The sequence below is a fragment of the Kitasatospora sp. NPDC094019 genome (assembly GCF_044764505.1).
In the GTDB taxonomy this organism is placed as follows: domain Bacteria; phylum Actinomycetota; class Actinomycetes; order Streptomycetales; family Streptomycetaceae; genus Kitasatospora.
The window spans coordinates 336946-353908 of the sequence record NZ_JBIWIF010000003.1 but is presented as its reverse complement, the minus strand read 5'-3'; the positions used below and the strand labels follow the sequence as shown (position 1 = coordinate 353908).

General features: G+C 73.3%; 16 protein-coding genes. 4 read left to right on the top strand and 12 right to left on the bottom strand.

What is annotated here, in order from left to right; all coding sequences use genetic code 11:
• Positions 1-211: 211 nt before the first annotated feature.
• A complete protein-coding gene (locus ACIQ9P_RS09315; protein ID WP_402352248.1) occupies positions 212-397 on the top strand; it encodes a hypothetical protein in 186 nt (61 codons plus the stop codon).
• A gap of 75 nt (positions 398-472) precedes the next feature.
• Here the strand turns inward: ACIQ9P_RS09315 and ACIQ9P_RS09310 are convergent, their stop codons facing one another.
• The 11 genes from ACIQ9P_RS09310 to ACIQ9P_RS09260 form a co-directional block, all read right to left on the bottom strand.
• Positions 473-1621 (bottom strand): bile acid:sodium symporter family protein, encoded by a 1149-nt coding sequence (locus ACIQ9P_RS09310; protein ID WP_402352246.1) that lies wholly within the window; start codon positions 1619-1621, stop codon positions 473-475.
• Complete coding sequence (locus tag ACIQ9P_RS09305) at positions 1618-1965, bottom strand: hypothetical protein (protein ID WP_402352243.1); 348 nt, start codon at positions 1963-1965, stop codon at positions 1618-1620. Before ACIQ9P_RS09305 ends, ACIQ9P_RS09310 begins: the two co-directional genes overlap by 4 nt.
• Positions 1962-2846 carry an oxaloacetate decarboxylase gene (locus ACIQ9P_RS09300; RefSeq protein WP_402352240.1) on the bottom strand — a complete coding sequence of 295 codons (885 nt, stop codon included), beginning with the start codon at positions 2844-2846 and terminating at the stop codon, positions 1962-1964. The genes ACIQ9P_RS09305 and ACIQ9P_RS09300 overlap by 4 nt, the downstream gene beginning before the upstream one ends.
• A 196-nt stretch (positions 2847-3042) precedes the next feature.
• The gene (locus tag ACIQ9P_RS09295) at positions 3043-4125 is read right to left on the bottom strand and encodes an acyltransferase domain-containing protein (RefSeq protein ID WP_402352237.1); all 1083 of its coding nucleotides are present in this window, start codon (positions 4123-4125) and stop codon (positions 3043-3045) included.
• Positions 4126-4260: 135 nt separating this feature from the next.
• Positions 4261-5169: a class I SAM-dependent methyltransferase gene (locus ACIQ9P_RS09290; protein ID WP_402352235.1), complete on the bottom strand. Its 909-nt coding sequence runs from the start codon at positions 5167-5169 to the stop codon at positions 4261-4263.
• Between the two features lie 544 nt (positions 5170-5713).
• The gene (locus ACIQ9P_RS09285; RefSeq protein ID WP_402352232.1) at positions 5714-6841 is read right to left on the bottom strand and encodes an FAD-dependent oxidoreductase; all 1128 of its coding nucleotides are present in this window, start codon (positions 6839-6841) and stop codon (positions 5714-5716) included.
• 179 nt (positions 6842-7020) lie between these two features.
• Positions 7021-8496 carry an MFS transporter gene (locus ACIQ9P_RS09280; protein ID WP_402352229.1) on the bottom strand — a complete coding sequence of 492 codons (1476 nt, stop codon included), beginning with the start codon at positions 8494-8496 and terminating at the stop codon, positions 7021-7023.
• Entirely contained in the window at positions 8493-9137 is a 645-nt protein-coding gene (locus ACIQ9P_RS09275; RefSeq protein WP_402352227.1) for a TetR/AcrR family transcriptional regulator, read from the bottom strand. Before ACIQ9P_RS09275 ends, ACIQ9P_RS09280 begins: the two co-directional genes overlap by 4 nt.
• A 320-nt stretch (positions 9138-9457) precedes the next feature.
• Positions 9458-10813, bottom strand: coding sequence for a cation:proton antiporter (locus ACIQ9P_RS09270; RefSeq protein WP_402352224.1), 1356 nt, complete (start codon positions 10811-10813; stop codon positions 9458-9460).
• Positions 10814-10820: 7 nt separating this feature from the next.
• Entirely contained in the window at positions 10821-11306 is a 486-nt protein-coding gene (locus tag ACIQ9P_RS09265) for a cation:proton antiporter regulatory subunit (RefSeq protein WP_402352221.1), read from the bottom strand.
• Between the two features lie 271 nt (positions 11307-11577).
• Entirely contained in the window at positions 11578-11757 is a 180-nt protein-coding gene (locus ACIQ9P_RS09260) for an antitoxin (protein WP_402352218.1), read from the bottom strand.
• A gap of 229 nt (positions 11758-11986) precedes the next feature.
• Here ACIQ9P_RS09260 and ACIQ9P_RS09255 point away from each other — a divergent pair, with 229 nt between their 5' ends.
• Together ACIQ9P_RS09255 and lpdA are read left to right on the top strand one after the other, a co-directional pair.
• Positions 11987-13492 carry a M28 family metallopeptidase gene (locus tag ACIQ9P_RS09255; RefSeq protein WP_402352723.1) on the top strand — a complete coding sequence of 502 codons (1506 nt, stop codon included), beginning with the start codon at positions 11987-11989 and terminating at the stop codon, positions 13490-13492.
• Positions 13493-13749: 257 nt separating this feature from the next.
• The gene (gene lpdA, locus ACIQ9P_RS09250) at positions 13750-15165 is read left to right on the top strand and encodes a dihydrolipoyl dehydrogenase (protein WP_402352215.1); all 1416 of its coding nucleotides are present in this window, start codon (positions 13750-13752) and stop codon (positions 15163-15165) included.
• A gap of 162 nt (positions 15166-15327) precedes the next feature.
• Here lpdA and ACIQ9P_RS09245 read toward each other — a convergent pair whose 3' ends face one another.
• Positions 15328-15768, bottom strand: a complete 441-nt coding sequence (locus ACIQ9P_RS09245; protein WP_402352720.1) for an Lrp/AsnC family transcriptional regulator — start codon at positions 15766-15768, stop codon at positions 15328-15330.
• 91 nt (positions 15769-15859) lie between these two features.
• On the opposite strand from ACIQ9P_RS09245, the gene ACIQ9P_RS09240 reads away from it, so the two are divergent.
• Positions 15860-16780: an SMP-30/gluconolactonase/LRE family protein gene (locus ACIQ9P_RS09240; RefSeq protein WP_402352212.1), complete on the top strand. Its 921-nt coding sequence runs from the start codon at positions 15860-15862 to the stop codon at positions 16778-16780.
• Positions 16781-16963 lie beyond the last annotated feature (183 nt).

Genomic DNA, 16963 nt, shown 5'->3' with positions numbered 1-16963 from the left:
ATGGGCGACGATGTCCGAGCCGACTCGTCTCGCCCGTCGGTTGCGCGCCGCCGGCGTCGAGGCGATGACAGAACGCCCTGCGGTGATCTGCCGAGAGCCGACAGAACCAGGCCCCAGCAGGTCATGTCTCGAACGCGGCCCGACCCGCATGCCCTCGCCCCGGTATCGGACGGTCACCCCGAACGAGCCTTCCGGTGGTCAGCCGGAGCACATGGCCGTCCTCGACGATGTTCTGGTCCACATATCGATTGGCGCGGGTGTGATAAAAGCCGAATCCGGTCTCCACGAATCGGACGTGGTCGACATAGGATTCGACTTCTGCCTTTCGCGGGCCGCCGGCCCGGGCGAGGCCGACCGCCAGCGCGTCGAAGTCGTCAACGTACTCGTCGTGCAGTGAGACGATCGCCCGACATGCTTCGGCCAGCGGCCTGTACAGCTGCCTGTGCCCGCTCCGGCGTCTGCTGAGTCCGGGCTACCGCGCCCGGGGTGCCGGACGGTGTTCGGGGGAGGTGTGGGCGGGTGGGGAGGGGTTTGCGGGGGTCGTGTCGGCAGGGGGTGAGGTGTTGCTCGTCGTGCCGCCCGGGAGGCGGTGGTCCGCGGCTCGGGACCAGCGCCCGGCCAGGAGTGCTCCGGCCACCAGCTGCAACTGGTGGTACATCATCAGCGGCAGTACCAGTGGACCCGCCTGGGGGCCGAAGAGGACGGTGGCCATCGGCAGGCCGGCGGCCAGGCTCTTCTGCGAGCCGCAGAGCACCGCCGCGATGCCGGAGGCGCGATCCAGGCCGAGCAGGTGGGTGCCGAGCCGGGCGGTGGCGAGCGTGGCCGCCAGCAGGAACAGCAGCACCGCCAGCAGTCCGAGCAGCGCGACCGGTGTGACGGTGGCCCACACACCCTGCTCGACCGCGCCGCTGAACGCGGTGTACACGACCAGCAGGATCGACCCCCGGTCGACCGGGGCGAGCACCCGGCGGTGGCGCCCCAGGAAGTCGCCGATGCAGGGGCGCAGCAACTGTCCCGCCACGAAGGGCGCGAGCAACTGGGCGCAGATCCGCAGCAGCCCGTCGGCCGAGAGGGCCGCGCCCGATCCCAGGAGCCAGGCCGCGAGGAGCGGCGTCAGCAGCAGGCCGGCCAGGCTGGAGTAGGTGCCCGCACAGATCGCGGCCGGGACGTTCCCCCGGGCGATGCCGGTCAGCGCCACCGAGGACTGGACGGTGGACGGTACCAGGCAGAGGAACAGCACACCGGTCCGCAGCGGTTCGCCGACGGCGGCGGGGGCCACCGCGGTCACGGCGAGGCCGAGGGCGGGGAACAGGACGAAGGTGCAGGCCAGGACCAGGCCGTGCAGCCGCAGATGTCGCAGCCCGACGACCGTCTCGCGGGTGGAGAGCCGCGCCCCGTACAGGAAGAAGAGCAGCCCCACCGCGAACTCGCAGACGAGTTCGGCCCAGCGCGCCGCCCGTCCGGAGGCGGGGAGCAGAGCGGCCAGGGCCACCGCCCCGGCCAGCGCGGCCACGTAGGGGTCGAGTACCCGCCACCACGCCCGTCGCCGGTCGCCGCTGCCCGGCGGGGGGCGTGGGACCTCCGGTGGGGGCGGTGGCCGGTGCTGGCCGACGGCGGTCATTCCTCGTTCTCCTCCGCTGCCGGAGGTGCGACGGTGCTCCCGGTCAGTCCCAGCAGGCCGGTGAGGCCGGGAGCCACCGTGGTCGGGCCGTCGTGGTCGCTGCCGGCGGACCCGTGGCCGAACAGGAGGTCGGCCGTCCGGTCGATCTCGACGATCGAGTCCGCCCCGGAGTTGTCGATCACGGTGACGAGGCTGCCGGCCCCGACGGCCACTCCCGGGACGGCGCAGCCGAGCAGAGCCCAGGCCGCCAGGGCCAGCCCGACGGCCAGCACCCGGTGGCGGCCCCGGCGCGGCACCCCCACCACGGCGGCGGGTACGGCGGGACCGGGCACACGGAGTGTCATACGCCAACCTCCTCGCGGGGCCGGAACCGGGCGATGTTCCGCTCCAGCAGCTCGGTCGACTCGCGGACACCGATCGGCTGTCGGCCCCCGGCCTCGGCCGGCAGCCGACCGTCCGCGACCTTGAGGCCGGTCAGGGCCTCGTCGATCGCCCGGTGGGCGGCGAACAGGCACGGGGTGCTGTAGATGGCCACGTCCACCCCGAGCGTGCCCAGCTCGGAGAGCGACAGCCGGGGCGACTTGCCGCCGGCGATCTGGTTGAAGAGCAGCGGCTTGTCGCCGACCACCCGGCGGATCCTCCGGATCCACTCCTCGCTGCGCACACCGTCGACCAGCACCACGTCCGCCTCGGTGGCGGCGAGGGCTTCGGCGCGGCGCAGGATGTCGGCCTCCTCGGTGGCGTCCGTGCGCGCCACCACGACCAGATCGGTGCGGGCCGCGAGGACCTGGTCCAGCTTCTCCAGGTACTCGTCGAGGGGGAGGACCTGCTTGCCGTCGGCGTGGCCGCAGCGGCGCGGCCGCTTCTGGTCCTCCAGGATGACGCCCGAGGCGCCGATCCGCTCCAGTCGCCGCACCACGTGGCAGGCGACCTCGGGGTCGACGTAGCCGTCGTCGATGTCGACCAGCAGGTGGTGCCGGGGGAAGGCGCCGCGAAGCCGCTCGACGAAGGCGACCATGTCCGGCCAGGCGATGAAGCCGATGTCGGGCAGCCCGTAGTAGGAGGCCGCGAAGCCGAAGCCGGAGACGAACATGCCGTCGTAGTGCTCGGCCGCGATGGAGGCGGAGTACATGTCGTGGACGCCGATGAGCGGGGTCGTCCCCGGGGTGGCGATCCGCTCGCGCAGCCGCTGCCCGTAGCCGTCGTGAAGGTCTTCGTGACGCAACGCCATCTCCTCGCCTGCCGGGGATCCGTGCGCGACACGCACGGGACTTTGCCATAAGTTGGCCATTCTTAGGGCCAACTGAGGCTCCATCACTATGCGCTCTTTAATGTTCCGTGGGCAAATCTTTAATGCATGTTCCCTCGTTCGAGTGAGTCCGATCTGATTTATCGGAATTGTTGTTCCGGCCGACGTCGATTCACCGGTCCCGCGACGGTCCGGCGGCGGGGGCGGCGGACGACCCGGCGGGCCCGAGCGGCAACCACCCGCCCCGTACGTACCAGTGGCCGCCCGCGAGCAGGTGGTCGACCAGGGCGCGCTGGACGGCGGTGTCGCGGGGGAGGGACTCCAACGGCCGCCCGACGTCGCCGAAGACGAACTTCAGCGGATTGGTGTCCTCGGGCACCGACGGCCGGTCCGGCCGCTCCAGCGGGGCGAACCGCCGCTGGAACCGGATGATGTTCGATTCGGCCGGCAGATGGTCCGCGAGCTGGGGATCGAGCAGCCAGGAGAAGATGTGGCAGCCCCGGTAGGGCTCCCCGGGGAAGTGCCGGGGGAAGAACTCCCGGGCCCGGTCCAGCGCGCGGTCGCAGGCCGCGGGGGAGAGCGGCCCGCAGTGGTCCGGGACGTGCAGCTGCAGGCTCCACTCGTCGACACCCGCGGCCCGGGCGGCCTCGGCGTCCGCGGCCAGGACCGCCGAGGCGTCCGGCGTCCGAGCCGTCCTGGCGTCCGGACCGCTGTGCCGGGTGCGCTGGAACTGGAGCCGGCCGAGCTGGAACAGCTCGCCCCGGAAGTGCAGCGTCGGCCAGCGCGCGTTGCCCAGGCCGGAGCGGCCGCGCCACCGGCTGACCGCGAGCTGTCGGCCGAGGTCGGCGAGCGTCGCCCGGGTCACCCCCGCCGGGACGCCGAGCGCCCGGTGGTGCGCCCGGGCGAGCGGGGCCAGCGCGACGAACAGCAGGGCGGCGAGGCCCTCGCCGCCGGCCGTTCCGGCGGCCCAGTCGCGGTCCAGTCCGGCCGGTTGCCCGAGTGTGCCGACGGCCGCGGCCTGTGTGCGCAGCATCTCCTCGAAGAACGTCCGCAGTCCCCGGTCCCGGTCCAGCCGGGTCCGGGCCGCGAGCAGGCCGTTCACGTCCTCGAACGGCACCGCGAGCGCGAGCAGTTCCTCGACCAGTTCCTCGTCCGACGGGAGCCGCTGGAGCTGCTGGAGCGGGGGGCGCGGCGGATCCGCGGCGGACTCGGAGGTGTTCGGTGGGTACGGCAGATCGGGCGTACGCGACGGCACTTCGGGGCCCTCCACGGGTGCGGCGTCCGGCCCGCCCGGCCGGCGGACCCGACCGGGCGACCCTATCGGCCGTCCGGGCCCACCCGCCGAGCCCTCCGCGGATCCGCTGTGCCCCCGGCCGCCGCCGCGGATCCGCTACGCCCCCGGCCGCCGCCGCGTCCGCAGCGCGCCCAGCCCCCGCCGGACCGACCGGGTGGCGACCGGCGGCAGCAGGTCGAGCAGCAGTCGCCGCACGCCCGACCGCCGCGGCGCCGGCCGGACCGCGTTGTTGAGCCGCAGCACCGACGCGCCGGCGATGGCGTCCTGGTCCACCGTGAACCCCTCCGCCCGCCAGTCGCGCGCCAGCAGCGCCCGCCGCAGCGGTTCCGGATCGCCCCACGTCCCGTAGAACTTCATCGGGGTCAGCAGCACCGGCCGCAGCCCGCCGGTGAACACGGCCTGCCAGACGGCCGCCGACACGCCGGGCGTGTGCTCCGAGCGGTAGTCGTCCAGCACCACCAGGCCGTCGTCGGCCAGCGCCCGCCGCGCCACCTCGATGTCCCCCGCGACGTGCTCGTACAGGTGGGAGGCGTCGATGTGGACGAAGCGGCAGCTGCCGGCCGCGATCCGGCCGTCGGCCAGGACCGAGGTCGGCGCCTGCACGATGGTCGGCAGCTCCGGATGGAACGCGAGGTAGTTCGCCTCGAAGCCGATCCTGGTGAGCGAGGCCCGGTACGACATGGTCATCTCGGCGGCGTTGTCGGCGTCGCCCGCCTCCGAGTCGAACAGGTCGCAGACCGTCAGGTGCTCGCCCGGCCGCAGGTGGTCGCCGAGCAGGACGGCGCTGCGCCCCAGGTAACTGCCGAGTTCGAGGATGTCGCCGGTGGTGCCGGCCGCGCTCTGGGCCGTGAGCAGGTGCCCGAAGGTCTCCTGGTCCAGCCGGAAGAACCAGCCGGGGATGTCCTCCCGCCGTGCGGTGGACCGGGGCGTGCCCGGGGCGGGGCCGGTCGAGGACCGCTCGGCGTCGGCGGTCTCCGCGGCGTCGGCGATGTCGGCACTGGGCACGGCGTTCTCCCTCGGGTGCGGACGGCGCGGGTCGGGGACCGGCCCGTGGCCTGGCCACTCGCGGCGGCGCCGGGGTGCCGGACGGACCGGCCGCGGGGGTGGCGGTCATCATAGCCACGCGCCGCGTCGGCGGGAGCCCCCCCGGCGGGGAATCGGCCCCGGGAGGGAGAAACGTGTCCGGAGGTCCGGTCAGGCGTCCGGAATGTCGCGCTCCAGTTCGACGATCGTCTCGGCCGGCCGGGCGCGTTCCGCCGCGCCGGAGGCCCGGGCGACCAGCAGGATGCCGGGCCGGAACGGATTTGGCTCCCGCTCCGCGGTGACCGGGAGCCCGTCGGCGTCGTAGAAGAAGCAGCCGGTGCCGACCGGAGGGGACCGGTCAGCGAGCGCGAGGCATGGTCCTGGACACTCGACGGGCCCTCACGGTACGAGCGGCGTCGGGAGGAGCGGGAAGCGCCGGCCGTGACCGAGGGGCGAACACTCGCCTCCGTGTCCCACCGCGTGTCGGCGGTGGTGATCGGGGCCGGCTCCGAGCCGCCCACCGTGTTCACGCGGTCTGTGGGGTGCAGGTGAAGAAGTCGATGACGTCCTGGAGCGCGGGGTTGTCGGCGGTCCCGCCCTCGGTGGTCGGGCCGTGGGTGGCCGAGCGGAGGAACATGGCACGTTCGTGGGTGGCGATCGCCGTGTCCGGGTCGTCGGGGTGCGCGGCGAGGGCTTCGGCGAGTTCGGCCCCGTCGAGCATGGCGAGGTTCGCGCCCTCGCCGTCGGGCGGGGAGAGGTGGGCGGCGTCGCCGATCAGGGTGGCGCCGGACACGGGCTCCCAGCGGTGGGGGATCGGCAGGCTGTGGACGGGGCGGAAGAACGGCGGGGTGTCGCTCGCGGTGATCAGCGCGGTGAGGTCCGGGGCCCAGCCGTCGAACTCGGTCAGGATGCCGGCGATGGCCCGGGCGGGGTCGGCGAAGTCGATGCTGTCGAACCATTCGCGCGGCTTGCGCAGCGCGACGTAGGTGTGCAGGGTGGAGCCCTGCTCGCGGTGCGCGCCGAGCTGCCTCACGCCGGGGTCGATGGCGAACATCCCTCCGCCGCCGACCAGTTCGGCCGCCGCGGGGTGACGGCTGTCCGCGTCGTAGAGGTAGGTCTCGACGAAGGACATGCCGCTGTACCGGGGCGTGGCGGGGGAGAGCAGCGGCCGGACCCGGGACCAGGCGCCGTCCGCGCCGACGAGCACGGTGGTGGTGACGGCCGGGTGGTCGGTGAAGCTCACCTCGTGGCGGCCCGCGCCCAGGGAGCGGACGCCGCTGACCTTGTGGCCCCAGCGGACGGTGCCCTGCGGCAGCGAGTCGAGGAGCATCCGGCGCAGGTCGCCGCGCTGGACCTCGGGGCGTCCGCCGGTGCCGTCGTCGTCCTGCTCGTAGCGCACGTTCGCGTGCCGGTCCAGGATGCGCATGGCCTGGCGGCCGTGGAGGACGAGGCTGCGGAACTCGTCGTCGAGGCCGGCGGCGCGCAGGGCGATCCGGCCGTTGTGGTCGTGGATGTCGAGGAGGCCGCCCTGCGGGCGCGCGGTCGGGGAGGCGTCGGCCTCGTAGACGGTGGAGGTGATGCCGTGGACGTGCAGGACCCGGGCGAGGGTGAGGCCGCCGATTCCGGCGCCGATGATCGTGACGGCAGTGGTCATGAGGGCTCCTGGGCTGGTCGCGGCCTGCCGGAGGGCTTCCCGGCGGGCTCTGCCACCAAGGTTCCGGGGCCGAGCCGACACCTCACCGGCAGCGTGCTCACAGCCCCGGCGGCCGGCTGACACCCTGCCGTCACCCGGCTGCCCCCTGACAGGCACGGGGGTCGGACCGCACGCGGGTCTCAGCGCTCGGCGTCCCGAAGCGCGGGTTCGGGTGCGGAGGGTGCGGAGGGCGTGGACGGCCCGGGGGGTCGGTGGGTGGCCGGCAGACGGGTGGCGAGGAGCGCGCCGGTGGCGGCCACGGCCGCCAGGACGACGAGGGCGGGGGTGAGGGCTCCGGCCGGTGCGCGGCCGGCGGCGAGGGTGGTCGCGGCGGCCACGCCGAGGGCGGGGCCGATGTTCATCGCGGTCTGCTGGAGCCCGCCCGCGACCCCGGCGGCCCCGAGCGGCGCGGCGCGGACGACCGCCGTCGTCGCGGTGGCCATCACCGCCCCGAACCCGGCGCCCAGCAGCACGAACGCCGCGCTGGTCGTGAGCACCGGGGTGTCCGTCCGGAACCCCGAGGCCAGGACGGTGCCCAGGGTGAGCGAGGACATCCCCGCCACCACCGCCCGGCGCGGACCGTGACGCCGGCTCAGGGTGGCGGAGGCGGGTGCGGCCAGCACCATCGCGAGCGCGAGCGGCAGTGCCCGGAGCGCACAGCCGAGCGGGTCGAGGGCGAGCACGTCCTGGAGGAAGTAGGTGACGAGGAAGAGGGTGCCGAAGAGGGCGGCCGAGGCGGTGAGCAGGACGCCCAGCGCGGGGGCCACGGTCGGGGCGCGGAGGACTGCCGGTGGCAGCAACGGGTGTCGGGTCCGCCGTTCGTGGCGGTGGAAGGCGGTGCCGAGTGCCGTCGCGACGGCCAGTCCGAGCCAGACGGCCGGGGACGGGCCGTACTCGGGCAGCTCGGCCAGGGTGAAGACCAGCGCGGCCAGGGCGCCGCCCAGCAGTCCGGCGCCCGGCAGGTCCAGCCCGGCACCCGGCGCCGGCGCGCCGGCGGCCCCGTGGAAGACCGTCCCCTCGGCGGCGGCCCCCTCGGCGGCGGCCCCCTCGGCGGACGGGGGCAGCCGGACCAGCAGCGCCGCGATCCCGGCGACGGCGGCGGGGACGACCGTCAGGAAGAAGACCGACCGCCAGCCCAGTTGGGCGGTCAGGGCGCCGCCGACCAGGGGGCCGGCGGCGGCCGAGAGCCCGATCGCGCCGGTGCGCCAGGCGATCGGGCGGGCGAGCAGGTCGGCCGGGTAGACGGCGCGCAGCAGCCCGAGCGTGGCGGGTTGGAGCAGTGCGCCCGTCACGCCCTGGAGGACGCGCAGGCCGATCACCCAGCCGATCCCGGGGGCGAGGCCGATGCCCGCCGAGGTGGCGCCGAAGCCGATCGCGCCGATCGCGAAGACCCGGCGGTGGCCGAACCGGTCGCCGAGCCGGCCGGCGAACACGAGCAGGGCGGCCACGGTGACCAGATAGGCGGTGCTGGTCCACTGGACCGCGGCCAGGGAGGTGTCCAGGTCGCGGCGGAGACTGGGTTGGGCGACCGTGAGCACCGTGCCGTCGAGGGCGACCACGGCGGCGCCGAGGACACTGCCGACGAGGGTGAGGCGCCGGGTGCGGGCGGCCGTCATCCGGCGTCCCGGCCGAGGTGGGCGTCGAGGGTGGCGCGGAGGAGGGGTTCGACGCTGTCGCCTCCGGTGGCGAGGCGGAGGCTGCCCCAGCTGCGGAGCTGGGCGAGGCCGTGCAGATTGGCCCAGAGCGCCGCCGCCACCACGGTCGGCGGCGGTGCGTCCCCGTCGCCTTCCCCGTCGTCATCGCCGTCCCCGCCCCCGGCGGGCGGTCGGATCGCGGCGACCAGGCGGGTGACGGCCTCGAAGAGGGGGAGCGAGGTGCGGCGCAGGTCCGCGCCGCTGCCCTCCAGTACGTCGTGGCGGAACATCAGCTCGAACATGCCGGGCTGCTCGGCCGCGTAGGCGAGGTAGCCGCGGGCGAGTTCGTCGAGCCGGGCCCGGGCCGCCGCGGCCGGGATGCGAGCGGGGGGCGGTGCGTCGAGGCCCAGTGCGGTGGCCAGTTCGCCGAAGCCGTGTCCGGCGATGGCGGCGAGCAGTTCGGCGTGGGTGGCGAAGTACCGGCGGGGGGCGCCGTGCGAGACCCCGGCCTGGCGGGCGATCTCGCGCAGGGTGAGGGCGTGTACGCCTTCGATCGCGAGCAGTTCGACCCCGGCCGCGACCAGGCGGGCCCGGAGGCCGACGGACTTGTCCTCTTCGGTCATGGGGGATGTCTATCAAGATCTAGTAGACACTGTCTACTCGCGCTCCCGATCGAACCGGGGGCACAATCGCGGCATGGACGAGGGCGGTGAGTCGGCCTGCTGGCTGGACCGGGTGTGCGAGGACTGCGGGCGGATGCGCGAGCGGTCGGGCCCCGGCCGGTGCGAGCACTGCGGCGGCGGCGTGGACGGTACGGACACGACGGACACGACGGACACGACGGGCACGACGGACGGTACGAAGCGGCAGGACAACGAGAACCCCCGGGCGGATCACCGAAGGTGAGCCGCCCGGGGGCGGGGGAGTCAGGCGCGTCCCGGGGTCAGCGCGACAGTCCGTCCAGAGCCTGACCGGGGCCGGGACCGGGGTCCAGCGCGTCCTCGGACGCCGGCGAGTCCTCCACCGGCTCGACCTCCGCACCCTGCGCGGGCAGCATCGCCGCCGCGGCCGTCCCGGTCGCGGTCACGCCGCCCACGGGCCCGCCCGCGCGCGCCTCCGGCGCCCAGGTGCCCCGTCGTCGCGCGACCACCGCGCCCAGCCGCTCCACGGCGGGCTGGGTGTACCGCGCGGCCAGCGGCCCGGTGACCACCAGGATCAGCACGTACGCGGTGGCCAGCGGCCCGAGCCCGGGCTCGATGCCGGCCGTCACGGCCAGCCCGGCGATGACGATCGAGAACTCGCCCCGGGAGACCAGCGCCCCGCCGGCCCGCCACCGTCCGCGGGTGGCGATCCCCGCCCGCCGGGCGGCCCAGTAGCCGGTCGCGACCTTGGTGACGGCGGTGACGGCGGCCAGCAGCAGGGCCGGCAGCAGCACCGGCGGAATGCTGGTCGGATCGGTGCTGAGGCCGAAGAACACGAAGAACACCGCCGCGAACAGATCGCGCAGCGGACTCAGCAGGGTGTGCGCGCCCTCGGCGGCCTCCCCGGAGAGCGCGATGCCGACCAGGAACGCGCCGACCGCCGCCGACACCTGGAGCTGCTGCGCGATACCGGCGACCAGCAGCGTCAGCCCAAGTACCACCAGCAGCAGCTTCTCCGGGTCGTCGTGCGAGACGAAACGGGAGATCACCCGGCCGTAGCGGAGCGCGACGAACAGGACCGCTCCCGCCGTGGCGAGCGCGATGGCGAGGGTGACCGACCCGGCGACCAGGCCGGCCCCGGCCAGCAGGGCGGTGAGGATCGGCAGGTAGACCGCCATCGCGAGGTCCTCCAGCACCAGGATGCTGAGGATCACCGGGGTCTCCCGGTTGCCCAGTCGTCCGAGGTCGCCGAGCACCTTGGCGATGACCCCGGAGGACGAGATCCAGGTGACGCCGGCCAGCACCACGGCCGCGACCGGGCCCCAGCCGAGCAGCAGCGCGGCGATCGCGCCGGGTATCGCGTTGAGCAGGAAGTCGACGGCGCCGGCCGGGTACTGGGCCTTCAGATTGGTGACCAGGTCGGCGGCGGTGTACTCCAGACCCAGCATCAGCAGCAGCAGGACGACGCCGATCTCGGCGCCGGTCGCCACGAACTCCTCGCTGGCGCTCAGCGGCAGCAGCCCGCCGGTGCCGAAGGCGAGGCCGCCGAGCAGGTAGAGCGGGATCGGAGAGAAGCCGTAGCGGCCGGCGATCCGGCCGAGCAGTCCGAGGACGAGGATGACCGAGCCGAGCTCGATGAAGACGGTGGCGGTGTGCACCCCCCGATCACTCCCTCTCCAGGATGGCCGCCGCCGCGTCCACACCCTCGCGGGTGCCGATCACGATCAGCGTGTCTCCGCCGGCCAGCCGGAAGTCCGGCGCGGGGGAGGGGACGGCGCCGGTGCGGCGCAGCACGGCGACGATCGAGGCACCGGTCTCGGTGCGCATCCGGGTCTCGCCGAGCAGCCGCCCGTTCCAGTACGAGGTGCCGTCGACCGGGAGCCGCTCGGCGACCAGGCCGAGGTCGGTGGTGTGCAGCATGCCCGGGCTGTGGTGGGCCGGCGTCAGGGCGTCGACCAGTGCGGCGGACTCCTCGGCGGTGAGCCGGAACGCCTGCGAGCAGGCGTCGGGGTCGTCCGAGCGGTAGACGTTGAGGCTGCGTGAGCCGTCGCGGTGGGCGATCACCGACAGGTGCCGCTGTTCTCGGGTGGTGAGGTCGTACTGGACGCCGACACCGGGCAGCGGAGTGGTTCGGACACGGGCGATCGACACGGCGGCTGTCCTCTCGTCAGGGGGGTTCCCTCAGTGGTGCGCGTGAGCGCGTGGCGCTGATGCGGGCGCGCCGAGGCACACGGGAACACCGGCGCCTGACCGCGTACGGGACGCGAACGCGCAACCGGATCAATAGTAATGAGTATGTAAAGTCCGAAAATGTGTCCGGGCCCGTGCGGGCGCCCGGAGGCGCGCGCACGGGCCCGGCGCGGACCAGGTGACTGCGTGACGGTCCGCGGGTCTGGAGCTCGGGGGGTCGGACGCGGAGGGCCTACTGCGGCGGCCGGTCGTCCCGCAGCTGGTCCTTGATCTTGTCCTGCGCCGTGTCGACGTGGCCGCTGTACTTGCCCTGCGTCCGCTCGTCGACCATGTCGCCGGCCTTGTCCACGCCCCTCTCGGCCTGGTCCTCATGGCCCTTGAGCAGGCCCTTGAGCTTATCCAACATGGACATCTGGTCACACTCCCGGAAGAGACGGCCCCACCTCCTCCAGCATCGCCGCAGACGAGGGTGTCCGCATCCGGTCAGCTTTCGCGCCGGGGTTGGCAAGAGGTCCCCGAGCATGTCAAATCGGGGGACCCACAGACCGTCGGAAGGACTCACGTTGAACGCTCGGACCGGTCGGCCCGCCACCGCATCCCGCCCCCAGGCCGCCACCACCCGCAGGGCCGCGGGCGCCGCGCTGGCGGTCGCGGCACTGGTGACCCCGCTGCTGCTGGTCGGCACCGGCAGCGCCGCCGCCGACACGGACCCGGCCCGCAACGGCGCGAAGCTGGCCGCCCGGCTGATCGCGGGCAGCGACGCCGACGACGCCTTCGGGACCCTGGAGGCGTTCCAGCGGTTCGCCGACCGCAACGGCGGCACCCGGGTGGCCGGTGCCCGGGGCCACGAGCAGTCGGCCCAGTACGTCTACGACCAGGCCCGCCGGGCCGGGCTGAAGGTCTCCAAGCAGGAGTTCGAGTACACCTTCTTCCAGGCCCTCTCGGAGAAGTTCGCCGTCGTCTCCCCGCAGGCCGAGACGGTGCCGCTGAAGGCCATGACGTACTCCCTCAGCGGCCCGGCGGGGGGCATCACCGCCCAGCTCGCGGTCGTCCCGGTGGACGACACCACCGGCTGCGAGGCGTCCGACTACGCGGCCGGCGCCTTCACCGGCAAGGTCGCGCTGATCAAGCGCGGCGGCTGCAGCTTCGCGATCAAGCAGGCGGCCGCGGCCGCCGCCGGCGCGGCCGCCGCCGTCGTGTACAACAACACCGACGCCGAGCTCAGCGGCACGCTGGTGGAGCCGGACGCGGGGCGGCTCCCGGTCGGCAGCACGAGCCAGGCGGCCGGCGAGGCGCTCGCCGCCAAGGCCGCCGCCGGGCCGGTCACCGTCAGCCTGGACCTGCGCACCTTCATGGAGAAGCGCAAGACCTGGAACGTGCTGGCCGAGACCCCCGGCGGGGACCCGAACAACACCGTCGTGGTCGGCTCCCACCTCGACTCGGTGGTCGACGGCCCCGGCATCAACGACAACGGTTCGGGTTCGGCCGGAATCCTGGAGGTCGCCAAGAACCTCGGCACCCGTCCGGTCAAGAACAAGGTGCGGTTCGCCTGGTGGTCCGCCGAGGAGTTCGGCCTCAAGGGTTCCGAGGCGTACGTGAACGCGCTCTCCGAGGCCGACAAGAAGAAGATCCGGCTCTATCTCAACTTCGACATGATCGCCTCGCCCAACTCGGCCCAGTTCGTCTACGACGGCGACGACTCCGACCACGTCGGTTCGGGCGCGGGCCCGGCGGGCTCCGCCCAGATCGAGCGCATGATCACGGACTTCCTCGACGACTGGAGCGTCCCGCACGAGGGCACCGACTTCACCGGCCGCTCCGACTACGGGCCGTTCATCGAGGCGGGCATCCCGGCCGGCGGCACCGACACCGGCGCCGAGGTGATCAAGAGCGCCGCCCAGGCGGCCCGTTACGGCGGCACCGCCGGGGTCGCCTTCGACAAGTGCTACCACAAGGCGTGCGACAACCTGGAGAACCTGGACCTCGCCGCCTTCGACCTCAACATCGACGCCATCGCCAACTCCGTCGGCCGTTACGCCTGGGACCTCTCCTCGCTGACCGCGCCGGTCGCTCCGCAGCACACCGACGGCCAGGCGGGCAGCGGCGGCGGCCTCCAGGAGAGCCACGCCCACGAGGTCGCGGCCTGATCCGGTTCGACCCGGCCCCCTGGGCCCCGATCGCCGAGCCCCGGCCCCGCCCCGAGCAGTACGGGGGCGGGGCCGGGGCCGTTCGTGTCCTGCCCCCGGCCTGGTTCCGACCGGTTTCCGCCGGGGATCCCGACGGATTTCCGCCGCGATCCCCGCCCGGGCCGGCGGAACGGGGGTCCGCCGGGTGCGCGGAGCGGTGGCCTGACACCATGGGCAGGGAGAGCACGACACCGTGACACCCTCGGAGGATCAGCACCATGAGCAGCAGTACGCACTACGACGTCGTCGTTCTCGGGGCCGGTCCCGGTGGGTACACCGCGGCCGTCCGCTCCGCCCAGCTCGGCCTGAAGGTCGCCGTCGTGGAGTCGAAGTACTGGGGCGGGGTCTGCCTGAACGTCGGCTGCATCCCCTCCAAGGCCCTGCTGCGCAACGCGGAGCTCGCGCACATCTTCACCAAGGAGGCCAAGACCTTCGGCATCAAGGTCGAGGGGAAGGTCACCTTCGACTACAGCGAGGCGTTCAAGCGCAGCCGCACCGTCGCCGACGGCCGGGTCAAGGGCGTCCACTACCTGATGAAGAAGAACGGCATCACGGAGTACGACGGCCGCGGCACCTTCGTCGACGACCGCACCCTCCAGGTCGCCCTGAACGGCGGCGGCTTCGAGGTCGTCACCTTCGACCACTGCGTCATCGCCGCCGGTGCCAGCACCCGGCTGCTGCCCGGCACCAGCCTGAGCGACCGCGTGGTGACCTACGAGGAGCAGATCCTCGCCGAGGACCTGCCGGGCAGCATCGTCATCGCGGGCGCCGGCGCGATCGGCGTCGAGTTCGCCTATGTGCTGCACAACTACGGTGTGCAGGTCACCATCGTGGAGTTCCTCGACCGGATGGTGCCGCTGGAGGACGCTGACGTCTCCGCCGAGCTGGCCAAGCAGTACCGCAAGCTCGGGATCCAGGTGCTCACCTCGACCCGGGTGGACTCGATCGACGACAAGGACCCGGCCGCCAAGGTCAAGGTCACCGTCACCGCGAAGGACGGGCAGCAGCAGGTCCTGGAGGCGGACAAGGTCCTCCAGGCGATCGGCTTCGCGCCGCGCGTCCACGGCTACGGCCTGGAGAACACCGGGGTGAAGCTCACCGAGCGGGGCGCGATCGCGGTCGACGGCCGGGGCCGGACCAACGTCCCGCACATCTTCGCGATCGGCGACGTCACCGCCAAGCTGATGCTGGCGCACGCCGCCGAGGCGATGGCCGTGATCGCCGCCGAGACGATCGGCGACGCGGAGACCATGGAGGTGGACTTCGCGATGATCCCGCGCGCGACCTACTGCCAGCCGCAGATCGCGAGCTTCGGCTACACGGAGGCGCAGGCCCGCGAGCTGGGCCACGACGTCAAGGTCTCCAAGTTCCCGTTCACCGCGAACGGCAAGGCCCACGGCCTCGGGCACCCGGTCGGCTTCGTCAAGGTCATCAGCGACGGCACCCACGGCGAGCTGCTCGGTGCCCACCTGATCGGCCCCGAGGTCACCGAGCTGCTGCCGGAGCTGACGCTGGCCCAGCAGTGGGACCTGACCGTGCACGAGGTCGCCCGCAACGTGCACGCGCACCCGACGCTGGGCGAGGCGGTCAAGGAGGCGATCCACGGGCTGGCCGGTCACATGATCAACATGTGATCAGCCCGTAGCGCGACCGGGTCCGTCCGGCGGGGATCCCCCGCCGGACGGACCCGTCGTGTTTTCCGGACCTGTCGCGCTTCCGGGCCCGTCGTGTTTTCCGGACCTGTCGCGCTTCCCCGACCCGTCGCGCTTCCGGTCCCGCCCTGCCTCCCGGGGCGGTCAGAGTGCCGGTGACGGCGGCCGCTCGAAGAAGGACTCCAGCACCACCGTGGCCTGGGTCCCGTTCACGCCCTCGATCGCGTAGAGGCGGCGCAGCACGTCCTGGAGCCGCTCGGTCGTCGGTGTCCGCACCTTGACCAGCACCGACGCGGCTCCGGCGATGACATGGGCCTCCTCGATCTCGGGGATCGCGGCGAACGCCTCGGCCGAATCGCCCATCCATGCGGACGAGTCGACCATCACGAAGGCCAGTACCCCGAGGCCGAGGCTCCTCGGGTCGACCTCCACCGTCGTGCGGCGGACGACGCCGCGCTCGCGCAGCTTGCGCACCCGCTCGTGGGCGGCGGCGGTGGAGAGTCCCACCGCGCGGCCGAGCGCCGCGTAGGGCTGGCCCGCGTCCTGCTGGAGCAGTGCCACCAGGGCCCGGTCGGTGTCGTCCAGATTTTCGATCGCCATGGCAGAACCATACCTGGTTCTGCCATACTCATGATCATCAGAACCACGTTCGGCCTCTTGCGATAGGACATGAATGATGTCTGGTCAGATTGAGTTCGGGTTGTACGAGATCCTGGACGACCGCTTCCGTCCCTGCACCTACGGGGACACCCGGCTCGAACAGCTCCACGGGGACTGCCGCTGGGCCGAGGGCCCGCTCTACGTGCCCGCCTGGCGGCAGCTGATCTGGAGCGACATCCCCAACGACCGGATCCTGCGCTGGGACGAGGCCACCGGAGCGGTCAGCACCCTCCGTTCGGTCGCCGGGCACAGCAACGGCAACACCCTCGACCGCGAGGGCCGTCTGATCACCTGTGAGCAGGGCAACCGGCGCGTCACCCGGACCGAGCACGACGGGACCGTCACCGTCCTCGCCGGCCACTACCGGGGCAAGCGGCTCAACTCGCCCAACGACGCGGTGGTCCGCTCGGACGGCGCGATCTGGTTCTCCGACCCGGACTTCGGCATCACCAGCGACTACGAGGGCCATGTCGCCGAGAGCGAGATCGGCGCCTGCAACCTCTACCGGATCGACCCGGACAGCGGCGAGGTCCAGCTCGCCGCCGACGGCTTCCGCGGCCCCAACGGCGTCCTGCTCTCCCACGACGAGCAGCGCCTCTACGTCTCCGACAGCCGCGCCGGGCACATCCGCGCCTTCGACATCCGTGAGGACGGCACCCTGGGCGGGGGCGGCGTCCACATCGAGGGCAGGGGCAGCCGCTTCGACAACATCCGCTTCGACCGCGACGGCCGGCTCTGGGCGGCGGCGTTCGAGAACGGCATCCACTGCTACGCGGAGGACGGCACCCTCATCGGCCGCGTCCTCGTCCCCGAACCCGTCTCCAACCTCACCTTCGGCGGCCCCAAGCACAACCGCCTCTTCATCACCGCCACCACCTCGCTGTACTCGCTGGTGACCTCGATGAGCGGCACCCACCGGGTCCCCCGGCGCGGCTGACGCGGCCCCGGTACGACGGCCCTCGGTGCGACGTGCCGCGTCGCACCGTGCCGCCGGACTGCTCGGGTCCCCGCCCCCGTCAAGGTGCCGTCAAGGCGGGGCCGGTTCGCGTACGCCCTGCGTCAAGAACCGGTGCGGACCCCCGCCCGTGGGGGTGGACTGGATCTGCGAGCGGGACCGACC